The organism is Methylobacterium tardum (assembly GCF_023546765.1).
GTDB classification, from domain to species: domain Bacteria; phylum Pseudomonadota; class Alphaproteobacteria; order Rhizobiales; family Beijerinckiaceae; genus Methylobacterium; species Methylobacterium tardum.
The window spans coordinates 5,509,996-5,526,021 of sequence record NZ_CP097484.1; the positions used below are offsets into that span (position 1 = coordinate 5,509,996).

The window sequence follows — 16,026 nt, forward strand, 5'->3', positions numbered from 1 at the left end:
CCGGCATGCTGCGTGACATCGGAGGACAGGTCGCCTGGGTGACGGGGGCCGGGTCCGGCATCGGACAGGCGGCTGCCCTGGCGCTGGCGAAGGCCGGGCTGCGGCTCGCGCTCACCGGACGGGGGCGCGAGGCGCTTGAGCACACCGCCGAGCTCGTGCGCGGGGCGGGCGGGGAGGCGCTGGTCGCCCCCGCCGACATGCGCGTGGCCGACGACGTCCAGCGCGCCTGGGAGGCAGTGGAGGCCGCCTACCGGCGCTGCGACCTGCTGGTGAACGCGGCGGGCCTCAACGTGCCGCAGCGGGGCTGGGACGCGATCACGCCAGCCGGCATCGACGCCGTGGTCGGCGCCAATCTCAACGGCCCGTTCTACGCGTCGCGGGCGGTGCTGCCGGCGATGCGCGCCCAGGGGAGCGGCCTGATCATCCACGTCTCCTCCTGGGCCGGCCGCTACGTCTCCAAGCTGACCGGGCCGGCCTATTCGGCGGCCAAGCACGGGCTGGTGGCGCTCTCGGAGAGCCTGAACCAGGAGGAATGCGGCCACGGCATCCGGTCCTGCTGCATCTGCCCCGGCGAGGTCGCGACGCCGCTCCTCGACAAGCGGCCGGTTCCGGTGACGGCGGAGGACAAGGGGCGGATGCTGCAGGCGGAGGATCTCGCCGAGACGATCCTGTTCGTCGCGCGCCTGCCGGCCTCCGTGTGCATCAACGAGATCCTGATGAGCCCCACCTGGAACCGCGGCTATCTCGAGGGTGTGAAGCTCTGAGCGGTCGCGATGAAGGGGCCGCGCCGGCCTCAGCTCAGGGGAACCTCGAAACCGCGCTGCACGGCCGGCCGGCTCATCAGGGCCTGATACCAGCGCTGCACGTGCGGATACGCATCGAGGCTGACCTGATGGCGCTCGTGCCGCCAGGCCCATCCGAGGATCGCGAAATCCGCCACCGAGAGCGGTCCCGCCACGAACGCGACCTGCGCCAGGCGACGGTCCAGGACGCCGTAGAGCCGCCGCGTCTCCTTTTGGTAGCGCTCCAGCCCGTAGGCCCGGTTCGCCGGATCGACGGTCAGGAAATGGTGGACCTGACCGGGCATCGGCCCGAAGCCGCCCATCTGCCACATCAGCCATTCCAGCGCGGCGACGCGCTGCCGCCGGTCCTCCGGAAGGAACCGGCCGGTTTTCTCGGCGAGGTACAGCAGGATCGCGCCGGATTCGAACACCGAGATCGGCGCGCCGTCCGGCCCGTCGGGGTCGGCGATGGCGGGGATCCGGTTGTTCGGGCTGATCGCCAGGAAGGCCGGCTCGTGCTGCGCGCCCTGGGTGATGTCCACCGGCGTGACCCGGTAGGGCAGCGCCATCTCCTCGAGGGCCACGCTGATCTTGCGACCGTTGGGCGTGTTCCAGGCGTACAGCTCGATCATCGCGGGTGCATCCCTCAGGCGCCGGATCCTCGGTCCTGTGTACCGGCCCCCGCCGGTTCGCAGAAGCCGGGATCGTGCGGGATGCTGCCAGCTGCCCGGCTACAGGTCGCGATCCCGACCGAGCCTAATCGCGCAGCGGCTCCGGCTTCTGACCGTCCGGCAGGATCTCCTTGAGATGGTCGTGCACCATGTCGGCCGTGAACGGCTTGCCGATGAAGCGCGCCCCGTCGGGCATGTCGTCCGGGCCGGGCTGGACCTGACCGGACGCCACCACGATGGCGATGTGCGGCCACTGGCGGGCCGTCTCCCGCGCGACCGCGAAGCCGTCGCGGGAGCCCGGCATCTGCACGTCGGTGAACAGCAGGACGATCAGGGCATGGTTCTGGGCGAGCAGCGCGATCGCCGTGTCGCCGTCGCTGGCCTCGAAGGTCCGGAACCCCGCATCCTCCAGCATATCCATCGCATCCATGCGGATGAGGCCGTCGTCGTCGACGACGAGGGCGTAAGGAGTCGAAGGGGCGGGCGAGTCGGTCATCATCGGACAAATCCCAACCCAGATCAAAGATCCGCGCCGCGCATCGGGCGAGGTGCCGGGCGGCACGTCGGGCGGCGCAGGCGCACTGGTCCGGTGGCCGTCTCAGGGGTCCGCCTGCCCGTCGTACCGGGTCTGCGCGGCACCGATGGCGTCGAGATGCTGGAAGGCCCAGGCCCCCAGCGCCTTCACCGGCTCGGCCAGGGAACGTCCCATCTCGGTCAGCTCGTAATCGACCCGGGGCGGGATCGACGGCGTGACGGTGCGGCTCACCAGGCCGTCCCGCTCCAGGTTCCGTAAGGTCAGCGTCAGCATCCGCTGCGAGATCCCGCCGATGCTGCGCTTCAATGCGCTGAAGCGGTGCGGTCCGCGATGCAGCAGCATGATGACGAGCACGCTCCACTTGTCGCCGATACGGGACAGGACCTGCGAGACCCGGCGGCAATCCGAGGACGGCGAGACGGTCGACTCGGTCACATCCATGTAACCTCGGTATCAAATCTGTGCCGTCTTGCGGCGCCCAGCCAAGCTCATATCATCGCCCGGTCACAAACAGGAACCGGGTTCCGATATGAAACTCCTGCACGTGGATAGCAGCATTCTCGGGGCCGGCTCGGTCTCGCGCGAGCTGTCGGCCCTGATCGTCCGAAGGGTGACGGCGGGCGTCGCGGCGGAGGTCACGTACCGCGACCTCGCCGAGGCGGACCTGCCGCACCTGACGCTGGCGACGCTGCCGAGCGCCCATCCCCGGGCGGCCCTGGCGGGCGCGCTCGACGCCGCCGGGCAGTCCCGGCGCGACGCCAGCGACCGGCTCCTTGAGGAGTTCCTGGCCGCCGACATCGTGGTGGTCGGGGCCCCGATGTACAATTTCGGCATCCCCTCGCAGCTCAAGGCCTGGATCGATCGCTTGGCCGTTCCGGGCCGGACCTTCAGGTACGGCGCGGGCGGCCCGGAGGGCCTGATGCGCGGCAAGCGCGTGATCGTCGCGCTGGCTCGCGGCGGCTTCTACGGTCCGGACACCGCGATGATCTCGGCGGAGCACGCCCAGAGCTACCTGCGCGCGGTCTTCGGGTTCCTGGGCATCGCGCCCGAATTCGTGCTGGTCGAGGGTCTGGCGGCCGGCGAGCAGACCAAGACCCACGCGATGGAGGCGGCGCGCGACGCCATCGGACAGCTCGCCGCCTGACGGGCACGCCGCTGCCGTGGACGCGGCCGGTGTGACAAACCGCACGCCGGGACCGGCCTCGTTCCCGCATGACCCGCGCGCCGCTTCGGGACGCCGGCCAGACGCCCCGCATTCGAGAAGGTCCGCGATGCCCCTGACCCTGTACGACGCCTCGATCCCGGTGTTCACGCGCGGGCTGACGATCCTGTCGACCCTGCTCGACAAGGCGGAGGCGCACGCGTCCGAGACCGGCGCGGCACCCGAAACCTATATCGAGGCGCGGCTCGCGCCCGACATGCTGACGCTGGCCGGCCAGGTGCAGCGCGCCTCCGACACTGCGAAGTTCGGCGGCGCGCGGCTCACCGGCAGGCAGGCCCCGTCCTTCGCGGACGCGGAGACCACGTTCGACCAGTTGCGGGCGCGCTGCGCGGACACGATCGCCTATCTCGGCACGCTGCCGCCAGACGCCTTCGCGGGCCGCGAGACGCAGGCGGTCACCTTCGGCGGCGGCGCGTTCCAGCAGACGCTGTCCGCCGACCGCTACGTCCTCCAGTTCGCGCTGCCGAACTTCTTCTTCCACGTCACCACGGCCTACGACATCCTGCGGCACAGGGGCGTCCCGGTCGGCAAGCGCGACTATCTCGGCCCCTTCGACGGGGCCTCCGCGTAGCGCCGGCCGGATTGACCGGCCCGGTAACGGTCGAAACGACCGGGGCCGCACGCCCCGGCCCGGAATCGGCATCCGGCGCTCAGGCCGAGACCCCGGTTGCGGACACGGTCTCGGCCGCGAAGGCGCGGTAGCTGCGCAGCGGCCGGCCGAGCAGCCCGGTCAGGCGCGCGACGTCGCCGGCCTCGGGCAGCATGCCGTCGGTGAGGAAGCGCTCGGCCATGAGGCGCATGTCGAAGGCCATCCAGCCCGGCATGAAGGCCCGCAGGGTCTGCTCGAACCGGGCGGTGTCGTCGCCGCCATAGGCGACCGGGCGCGCCAGCACCTCCGACCAGATCGCCGCGACATCCGCGCCGGTCAGCGTGTCCGGACCGACGAGGTTGATCCGGTCGAGCGGGAGCGGCCCGGGGGCCTGCTCGCGGCGCAGGAGTTCGCGGGCCGCGATCGCGCCGATGTCCCGCACGTCGATCATCGCCAGACCCTTGCTGCCGACCGGCATCGGGTAGACGCCGTGGCCCAGCACCACGTCCTTGATCGTCAGATCGTTGCTGAAGAAGTAGGCGGGGCGCAGGATGGTGGCGCCGAAGCCCATCCGCTCGATCATGCGCTCGACGGCGAACTTGCCGGCGAAGTGCGGCACGTTCACGTAGGCGTCGCTGTGGATCACCGACAGGTAGACGATCCGCTCGATGCCGGCCTCCCGGGCGAGATTGAGCGCGATCAGCGCCTGCGAGACCTCGTCGGGCACCACCGCGTTCAGCAGGAACAGGGTGGAGACGCCCGACAGGGCATTCCGCAGCGCGTCGACATCCAGCAGGTCGCCCTGCACGACGGCGATTCCGGCCGGCAGATCGGCCTTGGCGGGATCGCGGACGAGGGCTCGAACCTCCGCCCCCTGCTGCACGAGCTGCGCGACGACGTGGCGGCCGACCGTGCCGGTGGCGCCGGTTACGAGGATGGTCATGGGAGCACTCCGGGTTGATGTCGTGGACAGCCCGAAGATGCGTGATCCACCTGTGCGCCAATAGACGGTATATTGGGATGCACTGTCTCGCTGGTGGAACGGATGGATCTCCTCGCCCTCGCCGATTTCAACCTGGTCGCCCGCCACGGCGGGTTCGGACGCGCCGCCCGGGCCACCGGACGCCCGAAGGCCACGCTGTCCCGCCGGGTCGCGGAGCTGGAGGGCAGCCTGGGCTTGCGCCTGCTGGAACGCGGGACGCGCATCCTGACGCTCACCGAGGAGGGGCGGGCGCTCCACGCACGCTCCGGTGCCCTGCTGACCGAGCTTGAGGAGGTTGCGGCGGGGATCGCGGCGGGCGGACGCAACCCGCGGGGGCGCCTGAGGATCAGCGCCCCGCTGCTGTTCTCGCAGACCGCCATGGGCCGGCTCGCCGCCGGATTCGCCGGGCGATTTCCGGAGGTCCGGCTCGAGGTGACGACGGAGGATCGCGCCGTCGACATGGTCGAGGAGGGCTATGACCTCGTGATCCGAGTCAATCCGGACCCGGATGACAGCCTGGTCGGGCGGATCTTCCTGCGCGACCGGCTCGTCGTGGTCGCGAGCCCGGGTCTCGATCGCGGCGTGGACGGCGCTGCCGTCCCGGCCGTCCTGCGCGGCGGGAGCGATCCCGTGTCCGCCTGGACCGTGACGGGACCGACAGGCCGGGTGCGCATCGCGGTCGATCCGGTCCTGCACCTGTCCTCGCTGATCATGGTGCGCGACGCGGTCCGGGCGGGCGCCGGCGCCGCCTGCCTGCCGGTCTCGCTGGTCGGCCGCGATCTCGCGGCCGGCACGCTGGTGCATTGGGGCGATGCGGACGGCCCGGAGATCGCGCTGTGGGCGCTCTACCCGTCGCGCCGGCTGCTGAGCGCGCGGGTGTCGGCCTTCCTCGACCACCTGAAGGCGGCCTTCCCGCTCGGCACGCCGGAGGAGCTGGCGACCTTCATCGGCAGCTGAAGGCGGCAGCGCTCCGGCGACGCGCCCGGGGCCGGCTTGCCATATCCATAACGCGTTATGTATATCGCGCTCAGGAGCGATGCCATGAGCGCCGACATACTGCACGACCTGGGGCCCCTGTTCCTCGGCAGCCGCCTCAAGCGCCTGTCCGACCGGTTCCAGGGGGACGCGACCAAGATCCTGCGGGAGGAGGGGCTCGGGATTCAGCCGGCGCAATTCCCGCTCCTCGCCGCGGTCGATCGCTACGGCCCCATGACCGTCAACGATGCCGCCCTTGCTCTCGGTGTGAGCCAGCCGGCCGTCACCCGCACGGCGGCGAGCCTCGTGGAAGCCGGGCTCCTGACCGAGACCCGCTCCGACCGCGACCTGCGCCAGAAGGCCCTGTCGCTCAGCGCCGCCGGGCAGGCGCTGATGGCGCGCGCCAAGGCGACGCTGTGGCCCCGGGTCCACGCGGCCGTGACCGACCTGTGCGACGGCCTGACCGGTCCGCTGCTGGACCAGCTCGCCGGGCTGGAGCGCCGGCTCGATGACCGCGCCTTCGCGGCGCGCGTCCAGGCCGGCCCCCGCGGGAGCGGCGAGCGGCCGGCGCTCACGATCCGCGACTATGCGGACGATCTGGCCGAGGCCTTCTACGCCATCAACGCCGAGTGGATCGCGGCGATGTTCGCCCTGGAGGAGAACGACCGCCGGATCCTGTCCGACCCGCGCGGCGAGATCCTGGATCGGGGTGGTCTCATCCTGTTCGTCGAGGCCGAGGGTCTGGGTGTCGTCGGCACCTGCGCACTGATGACCACCAGTCCGGGCTGCTTCGAGCTCACCAAGATGGCGGTGTCGGAGCGGGCACGCGGATTGAAGGCCGGCGAGCACCTGCTGCGCGCCGTCCTAGCCCGCGCCGGGACGATGGACATCGAGACGCTCTACCTGCTGACCAACACCGCGTGCGCGGCGGCGATCCATCTCTACGAGAAGGTCGGGTTCCGGCACGATGCCGAGATCATGGACCGCTTCGGACGGCGTTACGCCCGCTGCAACGTGGCAATGCGCTACGAACCGTGACCGGGATGGCCGCAGGCGGGCCGCCATTATCCGGCGTACCGGCTCCAGTTGCGCAGGTCTTCGATCCGCCGGATGGGTCTCATGTCCCGAACCGGCCCGGTCGTGCCGGGCAAGTCTTGCTGCGCAGCCTCGGCGGATCTGCAGGATCGACGGCAGCTCAGTAACGGAGAAGCACAGGTCGGCGCTCCCGTTATGGAGGCGGCCTTGGAAAGACGTTCCGGTCTGCCCTGAAAATACGGAACCTCTTTCTGCGGGCCGGGGGATATCTTGGCGATGCTCCGGATGGGCCTGCCGTGATTCAGGGTCGGCCGGTTCGTGCAGGGCCGAGCGCCCGCCCGTCTGCAAGGAGATCTCCGCGTGACGACCACACGACGCCGGGTCGCGGCTCTGCTTGTTGCCCTCGGCGCCGGCCTCGCGACCGCGACGGGCGCGGCCGCGCAGGCGGCACCCAAAGAGTTTCGGATCGGCTACCAGAAGGTCGGCGTGGTCGTGGTGGCTCGCCAGCAGCGGACCATCGAGAAGCGCTTGGCGCCGCAGGGCATCGCGGTGCGCTGGGTCGAGTTCCAGGCCGGACCGCCGCTGCTCGAAGCGCTCAACGCCGGCAGCCTCGACTTCGGCTTCGCCCAGGCGGCCGGCAGCACCCTCGTCTATGTCGGCGCCTCGGTGCTGTCCGGCGACGGCGAGGCCATCGTGGTGAAGGCAGGCTCGCCGATCCGGACCGTGGCGGATCTCAAGGGCCGCACGGTCGCGGTCGGGCGCGGCACCAGTTCCCACAACCTGCTGGTGACGGCGCTCGAGAAGGCGGGCCTCAGCATCTCCGACGTCAAGCCGGCTTACCTGCTGCCCTCCGATGCCGGCCCCGCTTTCGCGAATGGCAGCGTCGAGGCCTGGGTGATCTGGGATCCGTATCTCGCCCTGGCGCAGGCGCAGAACGACACGCGGATCCTCACGACCTCCCGGCAGACGCACGCCGTGTCGGACTTCTTCCTGGCCAGCCGCACCTTCGCCGACCGGTATCCCGGGATCGTGACGGCGGCTGTAGAGGGCATGGCGGAGGCGGCTTCCTGGGCGGAGGTCCACCGGGATCAGGTGGCGCAGGCGCTCGCGACCGTCACGGGCGTGCCGTACGCGATCGAGAAGGGCGTCGCCGACCGCACTGAATTCGGCGTCGGCCCGGTCACGGAGGCGCTCCTCGCCAAGCAGCAGGCGACGGCCGACCGATTTCACCGGCTCGGGCTGATCCCGCGCGCCATCCAGGTCCGGGACGCGGTCTGGACGCCGCCTCGGACCTAAGCGGGTGTCGCCAGAATGGCGCCGGTTCTAAGGCTCCCGCCTCGTCATTCCGGGGCCGCGCAGCGGAGCCCGGAATCCAGAGCCGCCGATGCGCGCAGACCTTGCACCACCTGCGGTTCTGGATTGCCCGCCTCTAGCGTGCCCCGTCGGGTCCGGGCTCGCCTTCGGCGTTTCGGGAGGACAGCGGGGATCATCCCATGTTGGGAGATGAATGTTCCAGCCGGTGTCGCCCGGAGCCCGCAGGCGGGGAGGGCGCGGCGCGGCCAGCGATCCGCCCGCACGGGAGAGGGGGCGTCGGGTCCATCAAAATCGTCGGTGCTTCCCGGCCGCGGACCGTGGGCCGGACGAGGCAACGCTGCTTGGAGCCTTGATCATGCACCATCCGGGAGGCCGCAGACCACCTCTCTGGATGATGCGCCGCGAAGCGGGGACATCCGCCGTGGACGTCCCCGCGTGACGCTCAGGCCGCGTCCGGCATGCGCTCGAGGAGCTTGTCGAGGGTGATCGGGTAGTCGCGCACGCGGATGCCGGTGGCGTTGTAGATCGCGTTCGCCACCGCGGCGCCGACCCCGCTGATGCCGAGCTCGCCCACGCCCTTCGCTTTCATGGGCGAGGACATCGGGTCGACCTCGTCGAGGAAGAACACCTCCTGGTGCGGGATGTCGGCATGGACCGGCACCTCGTAGCCGGCCAGGTCGTGGTTGGCGAAGAAGCCGCGCTTGGTGTCGACGGCCAGCTCCTCCATCAGGGCCGCGCCGGTGCCCATGACCATGCCGCCGATCACCTGGCTGCGGGCGGATTTCGGGTTGAGGATCCGCCCGGCCGCGCAGACCGCCAGCATCCGCCGGACCCGCACCTCCGCGGTATAGGCGTCCACCGCGACCTCGGCGAAATGCGCCCCGAAGGTCGAGACCTGCTGCACCTTCGAGATCTTGCCGAATTCGATCGCGTCCTCGGCCACCAGCTCGCCGTCGGCCGCGGCCTGGGCGAGCGGGATCGCGCGGTTGCCGGCGCGGACCTCGCCGTCCTCGAACACCGCGTCGGTGGCGTTGAAGCCGAGCTTCTGCGCGACGGCCTCCCGCAGCTTCACGCAGGCCGCGTAGACGCCCGCGGTCGGCGAGTTGGCGCCGAACTGGCCGCCCGAGCCCGACGAGACCGGGAAGTCCGAGTCGCCCAGCCGCGCCACGACGCGGTCGAGGGGCACGCCCATCATCTCGGCCGCGGTCTGCGCGATGATCGTGTAGCTGCCGGTACCGATATCGGTCATATCGGTCTCGACCGTGACTCTGCCGTCGCGATCGAGCCGCACCCGGGCACCCGACTTCAGCACCATGTTGTTGCGGAACGCCGCCGCCATGCCGAGGCCGATGAGCCGCTGGCCCTCCCGGACCTGCCCGGGCTTCGGGTTGCGCTTGGCCCAGCCGAACTTCTCGGCGCCGAGCTTCAGGCAACCGACGAGGTCGCGGTGCGAGAACGGGCGGTCCGGCTGGTTCGGATCGACCTGGGTGTCGTTCCGAATGCGGAATTCCACCGGGTCGAGGCCGAGCTTCTCGGCCATCTCGTCCATGGCGATCTCGAGCACCGCCAAGCCCGGCGCCTCGCCCGGCGCCCGCATGGCGTTGCCCTCGGGCAGGTCGAGATGGGCGAGCTTCATGGCGGTCAGGCGGTTCGCCCCCGCGTAGAGGAATTTGGTCTGGTTCACCGCCGTCTCGGGATCGCCGTCCGGCAGGTTGCCGGACGTGCTCTCGTGAGCGATCGCCGTGATGGTGCCGTCCTGGGTCGCGCCGATCCGCACCCGCTGGATCGTGGCCGGCCGGTGGGTGGTGTTGTTGGCGATGAGCGGGCGCGTCAGCGCCACCTTTACGGGCCGCCCCGCCGCCTTGGCGGCGAGCGCCGCCAGGACCGCGTCGGCGCGCACGAACAGCTTGCCGCCGAAGCCGCCGCCGACGAACGGCGCGTCGAGCCGGACCTTCTCCTTGGGCAGGCCGAGCATCTTGGCGAGGCTGCCGTGGCCCCAGCCGATCATCTGGTTGGAGGTCCAGAGCGTGACCTTGTCGCCGTCCCAGGCCGCGGTCGTGGCGTGCGGCTCCATCATGGCGTGGCTCTCGTCGGCGGTCGTGTAGGTCGCGTCGAGCGTCACGGGGGCCTGCGCGAACGCGCCCTCGAAATCGCCGACCCGCTCCTCGCCGTCGCCGCCGCTGCCCTCGCCGCTGTCGGCCGGGACCGGCTTGGCCGATTTCGCCGCCTCGGCGAGGTCGAACGCGCCGTCCTCCGGGGCGTATTCCACCGCGACCAGGAAGGAGGCCGCCCGGGCCTGCTCGAAGGTCTCGGCCACCACCACGGCGATCGCCTGATGGTAGTGCTGGATCACGTCGCCGCCGAACAGGTAGGCGACGTTCATCACGCCGCGCTCGATCCGCGGCGTGTCGAGGGTGGTGACGATCGCGATCACGCCGGGGGCGGCCTTCGCCGCCGCGGTGCCGATCCGGCGCACGCGGCCCTTGGCGATGCCGGCGCCGAGCACGTAGCCGTAGGCGGCGTTGGGCGCCACGTCGTGGCGCTCGTAGGCGTAGGGTGCGGTGCCGGTGGTCTTGTACTTGCCGTCGATGCGGTCGGTGGGCCGGCCCACGACCTTGAGGCGGTCGATCGGGTTCGGGCCCGCGGGGGTGTCGAACTTCATGGCTCAGGCCCTCGCTTGGTTGAGCGCGGCGGTCAGCGTCCGCTCGGCGAGCGTCAGCTTGAAGGCGTTCTCGTGGGTCGGCTTGGCGTCGGCGAAGACCCGGGACGTCACGGCCCTGGCGCCCTTCGGGAGATCGGCTTCGGCCGCCTCCACCCGCCAGGGTTTGTGGGCGACGCCGCCGAAGGCGACGTGGCCACTGCCGTCCTTGCCCAGGATCGCCGCCACCGAGACCAGCGCGTAGGCGTAGGAGGCGCGGTCGCGGACCTTGCGGTAGATATGCGTGCCGGCGACCGGCTTCGGCAGCGTCACCGCGGTGATCAGCTCGCCGGGCTTGAGGGTGGTGTCGCGCTGCGGCTCGTCGCCGGGCAGGCGGTGGAACTCGGCGATCGGGATGCTGCGCCCGCTGCCGGCGGCGTCGACCGTCTCGACGGTGGCGTCGAGCACGCGCATGGCCACCGCCATGTCGCCGGGATGCGTGGCGATGCAGGCCTCGCTGCCGCCGATCACCGCCAGCGACCGGTTCACGCCATCGAGGGCCGCGCAGCCGGAGCCGGGCGCGCGCTTGTTGCAGGCCTGCGCGGTGTCGTAGAAATACGGGCAGCGCGTCCGCTGGAGCAGGTTGCCGGCGGTGGTCGCCCTGTTGCGCAGCTGGCCCGAGGCCCCCGCGAGCAGCGCCCGGCTCAAGACCCCGTAATCCTTGCGCACCCGCGGATGGGCGGCGAGGTCGGTGTCGCGCACCAGCGCGCCGATGCGCAGGCCGCCCTCTTCGGTCGGCTCGACCGTGTCGAGTCCGAGGCCGTTCACGTCCACGAGGTGGCGCGGCGTCTCGATCTGCAGCTTCATCAGGTCGAGCAGGTTGGTGCCGCCGGCGATGAACTTGGCGTCGGGCGTGGCGGCGACGGCCGCGGCAGCTTCCGCCGGCGTGCCGGGGCGCTCGTAGGTGAAGGACTTCATGCCCGCGCTCCCGCGACCTCGGTCATCGCCTCGACGATGTTGGAATAGGCGCCGCAGCGGCAGATGTTGCCGCTCATGCGCTCGCGGATCTCGGCCTCCGTCACCTGGGGGGCGGCCTCGAGGTCCGCGGTCACGTGGCTCGGGATGCCGGCCTTGATCTCCTCGAGGACGGCGACGCCCGAGCAGATCTGGCCCGGCGTGCAGTAGCCGCACTGGTAGCCATCGTGCTTCACGAAGGCCGCCTGCATCGGGTGCAGGTGGTCCGGCTGGCCGAGCCCCTCGATCGTGGTGATCTCGGCGCCCTGGTACATGACCGCCAGCGTCAGGCAGGCGTTGATGCGTCGGCCGTCGGCGATCATCGTGCAGGCGCCGCACTGGCCGTGGTCGCAGCCCTTCTTGGAACCGGTCAGGTGCAGATGCTCGCGCGCCGCGTCGAGCAGGCTGGTCCGGGTATCGAGTTCGAGGTCCCGGCGCTGGCCGTTCACCGTCAGGGTGACCTTCGCGAGGACCGGTTCGTCGGTCCGTACGGTCCCGGCACCTGCGCCCTCGGGCGCGCCGGCCGCGGCGGTAGCTCCCACCATCAAGTCTCTCCGGTTCAGATCATCACGTCGCGAACGCTGCATCCCGATCTCCCGGCCTGGGGCAGGGAGAGGACCGGCACGGGCCGGCCCGTCGCGGGCGGGATGCCCCAGGGAAACACCGACACCCTGGATTTGCTCCAAGGTATGGCGCGCCGGCGCGATGATCAGGGGGGCGGGCGCGTCTGCGGCGTTCCGGCAGGAGGGCGGGGGCGGCCGGTCCCGGCGGGGAGCCCAGCACCGGGACGACGATCCTGTCTGCGGGCCCGCCCCCGCGTCCGGGGCGACGGCGGGACCCGGAACGCGCGAGGAGAGGGGCCGGGGCCTAGCCCAGCGCCTCTGCCACCGCCTTGCCGCAGGCCTCCGTATCGGCGTTGCCGCCGAGGTCACGGGTCCGCAGCGTCCGCTCCGAGAGCACCCGCTCGATCCCGCTGACGATCTCGGCGGCCGCGGCGTGCTCCCCGAGATGCTCCAGCATCATCGCGCCCGACCAGATCTGGCCGATCGGGTTGGCGATGCCCTGGCCGGCGATGTCGGGCGCCGAGCCGTGGACCGGCTCGAACACCGACGGGTGCACCCGCTCCGGGTTGATGTTGCCCGACGGCGCGATGCCGATCGTGCCCGTGCAGGCGGGCCCGAGGTCCGACAGGATGTCGCCGAACAGGTTCGAGGCCACCACCACGTCAAACCGGTCCGGGTTCAGGACGAAATGCGCGGTCAGGATGTCGATGTGGTACTGGTCCCACCGCACATCGGGATAGGCCTTGGCCATCTCCTTCACCCGCTCGTCCCAGTACGGCATGGTGATCGAGATGCCGTTCGACTTGGTGGCCGAGGTCAGGTGCTTGTTCGGGCGCTTCTGGGCCAGCTCGAAGGCGAATTTCAGGACCCGGTCGACCCCGTGGCGGGTCATGATCGTCTCCTGCAGGGCGAATTCCCGGTCGGTGCCGGCGAACATCCGGCCGCCGGCATTCGAGTACTCGCCCTCGGTGTTCTCCCGGACCACCCAGAAGTCGATGTCGCCCGGCTTGCGGTCGGCCAGCGGGCACTTCACTCCCGGCATCAGCCGCACCGGGCGCAGGTTGGCGTACTGGTCGAACTCGCGCCGGAACAGGATCAGCGAGCCCCACAGCGAGATGTGGTCGGGCACCCGCTCGGGCATGCCGACCGCGCCGAAATAGATCGCGTCGTGCGTCTCGATCTGCGGCTTCCAGTCCTCCGGCATCATCCGGCCGTGCTTCTCGTAGTAGTCGCAGCTCGCGAAATCGAACCAGTCGAGCTGGAGGCTGAAACCGTGCCGCTTGGCGGCCTGCTCCAGCACGCGCACGCCCTCGGGCACCACTTCCTTGCCGATGCCGTCGCCGGGGATGACCGCGATGCGATAGCGGCGCTGCTGGCCGGTCTGCGGGCTTGTCTCTTGGCCGGGCATGGATCCTCCACGGGTTACGGCGTTCGGGCCTTGCGGACCCCTGGTTGCAGGCGCCAGGGTGATTGTTGCTCGCCTGTGTGCGGTCAACACCCCGGCCTGACAATCAGTCGGTTTCCCCCGCCATGGCCCGGCGCTGGCGGTCGAGTTCGTCGCTGTAGCGCTTGAGCGTGTGGCTCTCGGTGAGCAGGCCCAGCACCCTGCGGGTCTCGGGCCCGTCGACCACCGCGAGCGCCTCGCTCTCGGTGCGGTCGAAGGCGGCGGCGGCATCCTTGGCGTTCATGCTGGGCGTCAGGAAGTCGCCGGCGTGGAGCAGCAGGTCGGCGAGCACCGGCTGGGCGTCGGCGGCGGCGTCCCGCGCGGCCGCGTGCGCCTCGGGGACGTTGACGATGCCGGCATAGCGCCCGCGCCCGTCGACCGCGATCACCCGGGAGGGCGAGCCGAGCGGATGCGCCCGCAGGAAGGTGGGCAGCGGCGTCTCGACCGCCACGGTGCCGGGGTCCCGGCGCATCAGCCGGCCCACGGTCAGCGAGCGGATCCAGCCGACATCGTGGGGGCTGCGGATGCTCTCGCCGCGCAGGTGGAAGCGCCAGGTGGCGAAGGAGTAGCCGAAGGTCTTGCGCACGGTCAGCGAGGACGCGATCACCGCCGCCAGCACGACCCCAGTGATCGGCAGGCTGCCGGTGACCTCCAGGGCCAGGAACGTCATGGTCAGCGGGCCGCCGATGATCGCCACGGCGAGCGCGCTCATACCGATCACCGCGTAGGCCAGCGGCGTGAGGCCGAACTGCGCGAGCGGCGGCACCAGCTCGGGGGCCAGGGCCGCGAACAGCTTGCCGGCGATGGCGCCGAGGAACAGCGAGGCGAAGAACAGGCCGCCCCGGAATCCGGAGCCGATCGAGATCGCCGAGGCCGTGGCCTTGGCGGCGAACAGAGCGGCGAGCGCCGCGATCCCGTGGCCCTGGCCTTCGGCGGCGAAATGCATGTGCAGGGCGCCGTGGCCGCCCGAGAGCACCTGCGGCGTCGCCAGCAGGGCCAGGGCGCCGACGCACAGGCCTCCGAAGGCCGGGGCGGCCGCCCGCGGCAGGCCGGAGGCCTGGACCAACCGCTCCACCAGGGTCACTCCGCGCATGATCAGGATGCCGAGGGCCGCGCAGACCAGCCCGAGGGCGAGACTCGGCAGGATCTCCATGCTGGTGACGTGCGAGGTCGTGACCGCCTGCATGTCGCCGAGGTCGACCAGCGGCTGCGTCTCGATCAGCGACCGGGAGACGAGGTTGCCGCACAGCGCCGCGACCACCACCGGCGTGAGCGTGGCGATGGAATAGGTGCCGATGATCAGCTCGAAGGCGTAGAACGCGCCGGCCAGCGGCGCGCCGAACCCCGCCGCGATCGCGCCGGCCGCGCCGCAGCCGACCAGGGTGCGCAGGTCGCTGCGCCGCACCTCGAAGGCGATCCCCAGCCGCGAGGCCAGGCCGGAGGCGATCTGCGTGTAGCCGGCTTCCAGACCCACCGAGGCGCCGCACCCGTTCGAGATCACGTTCTGCAGGGCGAGGTAGACGCTGTCGCGCAGGGACATGCGGCCGCCATGCAGGGCATTGGCCTCGATCGGGTCGATCGCCGGGCGCTTGCGGGGCCCGCGCAGATAAGCGGCGGCGAGGATCACCAGCCCCAGCAGCGCGCCGCCGAGGCAGGGCCCCACGAGCAGGAGCGTCGGCGTCACGGCGTCGGCCGCGCTGAGCCGCGTTCCCGCGGGCAATCCGTAGAGCAGCTCGCGCAGGGTCTGGGTGACCCAGGTCATGGCGGAGACGGCAATCCCCGAGACGCAGCCGACGAGCGTCGCGAGCGCCACGAGGCCGCCCTCGCTGCGGCGGACGAGGCTGCGCAGCCGCCCCGGGGCCTGGACGAGGCCCGCACCGGTCCAGCGCCGACGGGCGCGGCGGCCCGGCCGGGCCTGCGCCCGCCCTGGCGTTTCGGCGGAGGCCTGCCCCCGCCCGCGGCCGCCGCTGGCTGTCGCGCGCTCACGGTCCGTCTCGTCGCCCCCGGATCAGCGCGACGCGGTCCCAGCGACGCGTCGGCCTTCCGGTCGCAGTTAGAGCCCCGGCCGTCCACGTTGCAAACGCACCCGCCCCGGCGGAGCGCGGCTCCGGACCCTGGTGCGGGGCAGAGCCGCCGGGCCATGCCGGCCATCCGGTCGCCCGCGTCGGCACGGCGCGACGTCGCGGTCGCGGCATCCCGCGCAGGGCCCGGGCGCCGAATCGGCCCTGTGTCCACCGGCCCCACATCCCTGCGCGCGGATGC

At 71.4% G+C, this 16,026-nt stretch carries 15 protein-coding genes; 6 read left to right on the forward strand and 9 right to left on the reverse strand.

Features of this window, described 5'->3' with window-relative positions; genetic code table 11:
• Positions 1–5: 5 nt before the first annotated feature.
• Positions 6–764, forward strand: a complete 759-nt coding sequence (locus M6G65_RS26275) for an SDR family oxidoreductase (protein WP_210030722.1) — start codon at positions 6–8, stop codon at positions 762–764.
• 29 nt (positions 765–793) lie between these two features.
• Here M6G65_RS26275 and M6G65_RS26280 read toward each other — a convergent pair whose 3' ends face one another.
• The 3 genes from M6G65_RS26280 to M6G65_RS26290 all read right to left on the reverse strand — a co-directional run bounded on the left by M6G65_RS26280 (position 794) and on the right by M6G65_RS26290 (position 2,429).
• Positions 794–1,414 (reverse strand): glutathione binding-like protein, encoded by a 621-nt coding sequence (locus tag M6G65_RS26280; RefSeq protein ID WP_250103080.1) that lies wholly within the window; start codon positions 1,412–1,414, stop codon positions 794–796.
• 124 nt (positions 1,415–1,538) lie between these two features.
• Positions 1,539–1,949 (reverse strand): response regulator, encoded by a 411-nt coding sequence (locus M6G65_RS26285; RefSeq protein ID WP_238198790.1) that lies wholly within the window; start codon positions 1,947–1,949, stop codon positions 1,539–1,541.
• A gap of 102 nt (positions 1,950–2,051) precedes the next feature.
• Positions 2,052–2,429 (reverse strand): winged helix-turn-helix transcriptional regulator, encoded by a 378-nt coding sequence (locus tag M6G65_RS26290; RefSeq protein ID WP_238198755.1) that lies wholly within the window; start codon positions 2,427–2,429, stop codon positions 2,052–2,054.
• A gap of 88 nt (positions 2,430–2,517) precedes the next feature.
• On the opposite strand from M6G65_RS26290, the gene M6G65_RS26295 reads away from it, so the two are divergent.
• Positions 2,518–3,132 (forward strand): FMN-dependent NADH-azoreductase, encoded by a 615-nt coding sequence (locus M6G65_RS26295; protein ID WP_238198754.1) that lies wholly within the window; start codon positions 2,518–2,520, stop codon positions 3,130–3,132.
• A gap of 127 nt (positions 3,133–3,259) precedes the next feature.
• Positions 3,260–3,781: a DUF1993 domain-containing protein gene (locus M6G65_RS26300; protein WP_238198753.1), complete on the forward strand. Its 522-nt coding sequence runs from the start codon at positions 3,260–3,262 to the stop codon at positions 3,779–3,781.
• Positions 3,782–3,860: 79 nt separating this feature from the next.
• Here M6G65_RS26300 and M6G65_RS26305 read toward each other — a convergent pair whose 3' ends face one another.
• Positions 3,861–4,742, reverse strand: coding sequence for an SDR family oxidoreductase (locus tag M6G65_RS26305; RefSeq protein ID WP_238198752.1), 882 nt, complete (start codon positions 4,740–4,742; stop codon positions 3,861–3,863).
• Between the two features lie 102 nt (positions 4,743–4,844).
• Here M6G65_RS26305 and M6G65_RS26310 point away from each other — a divergent pair, with 102 nt between their 5' ends.
• The 3 genes from M6G65_RS26310 to M6G65_RS26320 all read left to right on the forward strand — a co-directional run bounded on the left by M6G65_RS26310 (position 4,845) and on the right by M6G65_RS26320 (position 8,087).
• Positions 4,845–5,738, forward strand: a complete 894-nt coding sequence (locus M6G65_RS26310; RefSeq protein ID WP_238198751.1) for a LysR family transcriptional regulator — start codon at positions 4,845–4,847, stop codon at positions 5,736–5,738.
• Positions 5,739–5,822: 84 nt separating this feature from the next.
• Positions 5,823–6,794 (forward strand): bifunctional helix-turn-helix transcriptional regulator/GNAT family N-acetyltransferase, encoded by a 972-nt coding sequence (locus M6G65_RS26315; RefSeq protein ID WP_238198750.1) that lies wholly within the window; start codon positions 5,823–5,825, stop codon positions 6,792–6,794.
• Between the two features lie 357 nt (positions 6,795–7,151).
• Entirely contained in the window at positions 7,152–8,087 is a 936-nt protein-coding gene (locus tag M6G65_RS26320) for an aliphatic sulfonate ABC transporter substrate-binding protein (RefSeq protein ID WP_238198749.1), read from the forward strand.
• 460 nt (positions 8,088–8,547) lie between these two features.
• Here M6G65_RS26320 and paoC read toward each other — a convergent pair whose 3' ends face one another.
• The 5 genes from paoC to M6G65_RS26345 form a co-directional block, all read right to left on the reverse strand.
• Positions 8,548–10,767 (reverse strand): aldehyde oxidoreductase molybdenum-binding subunit PaoC, encoded by a 2,220-nt coding sequence (paoC, locus tag M6G65_RS26325; RefSeq protein WP_250103081.1) that lies wholly within the window; start codon positions 10,765–10,767, stop codon positions 8,548–8,550.
• Between the two features lie 3 nt (positions 10,768–10,770).
• The gene (locus M6G65_RS26330; RefSeq protein WP_238198747.1) at positions 10,771–11,721 is read right to left on the reverse strand and encodes an FAD binding domain-containing protein; all 951 of its coding nucleotides are present in this window, start codon (positions 11,719–11,721) and stop codon (positions 10,771–10,773) included.
• Positions 11,718–12,302, reverse strand: coding sequence for an aldehyde dehydrogenase iron-sulfur subunit PaoA (gene paoA, locus M6G65_RS26335; protein ID WP_250103082.1), 585 nt, complete (start codon positions 12,300–12,302; stop codon positions 11,718–11,720). The genes M6G65_RS26330 and paoA overlap by 4 nt, the downstream gene beginning before the upstream one ends.
• Before the next feature lie 322 nt (positions 12,303–12,624).
• Positions 12,625–13,728 carry a tartrate dehydrogenase gene (locus M6G65_RS26340; RefSeq protein ID WP_238198745.1) on the reverse strand — a complete coding sequence of 368 codons (1,104 nt, stop codon included), beginning with the start codon at positions 13,726–13,728 and terminating at the stop codon, positions 12,625–12,627.
• 103 nt (positions 13,729–13,831) lie between these two features.
• Positions 13,832–15,526, reverse strand: a complete 1,695-nt coding sequence (locus M6G65_RS26345) for a chloride channel protein (protein ID WP_379011839.1) — start codon at positions 15,524–15,526, stop codon at positions 13,832–13,834.
• Between the last annotated feature and the right edge of the window lie 500 nt (positions 15,527–16,026).

What these genes read in the sequence shown, in the direction of transcription:
- paoA (WP_250103082.1), bottom strand. Translation starts at nt 12,302, where the DNA reads ATGGTGGGAGCTACCGCCGCGGCCGGCGCGCCCGAGGGCGCAGGTGCC.
- M6G65_RS26285 (WP_238198790.1), bottom strand. Translation starts at nt 1,949, where the DNA reads ATGACCGACTCGCCCGCCCCTTCGACTCCTTACGCCCTCGTCGTCGAC.
- M6G65_RS26345 (WP_379011839.1), bottom strand. Translation starts at nt 15,526, where the DNA reads ATGACCTGGGTCACCCAGACCCTGCGCGAGCTGCTCTACGGATTGCCC.
- M6G65_RS26340 (WP_238198745.1), bottom strand. Translation starts at nt 13,728, where the DNA reads ATGCCCGGCCAAGAGACAAGCCCGCAGACCGGCCAGCAGCGCCGCTAT.
- paoC (WP_250103081.1), bottom strand. Translation starts at nt 10,767, where the DNA reads ATGAAGTTCGACACCCCCGCGGGCCCGAACCCGATCGACCGCCTCAAG.
- M6G65_RS26280 (WP_250103080.1), bottom strand. Translation starts at nt 1,414, where the DNA reads ATGATCGAGCTGTACGCCTGGAACACGCCCAACGGTCGCAAGATCAGC.
- M6G65_RS26290 (WP_238198755.1), bottom strand. Translation starts at nt 2,429, where the DNA reads ATGGATGTGACCGAGTCGACCGTCTCGCCGTCCTCGGATTGCCGCCGG.
- M6G65_RS26315 (WP_238198750.1), top strand. Translation starts at nt 5,823, where the DNA reads ATGAGCGCCGACATACTGCACGACCTGGGGCCCCTGTTCCTCGGCAGC.
- M6G65_RS26305 (WP_238198752.1), bottom strand. Translation starts at nt 4,742, where the DNA reads ATGACCATCCTCGTAACCGGCGCCACCGGCACGGTCGGCCGCCACGTC.
- M6G65_RS26310 (WP_238198751.1), top strand. Translation starts at nt 4,845, where the DNA reads ATGGATCTCCTCGCCCTCGCCGATTTCAACCTGGTCGCCCGCCACGGC.
- M6G65_RS26275 (WP_210030722.1), top strand. Translation starts at nt 6, where the DNA reads ATGCTGCGTGACATCGGAGGACAGGTCGCCTGGGTGACGGGGGCCGGG.
- M6G65_RS26330 (WP_238198747.1), bottom strand. Translation starts at nt 11,721, where the DNA reads ATGAAGTCCTTCACCTACGAGCGCCCCGGCACGCCGGCGGAAGCTGCC.
- M6G65_RS26300 (WP_238198753.1), top strand. Translation starts at nt 3,260, where the DNA reads ATGCCCCTGACCCTGTACGACGCCTCGATCCCGGTGTTCACGCGCGGG.
- M6G65_RS26295 (WP_238198754.1), top strand. Translation starts at nt 2,518, where the DNA reads ATGAAACTCCTGCACGTGGATAGCAGCATTCTCGGGGCCGGCTCGGTC.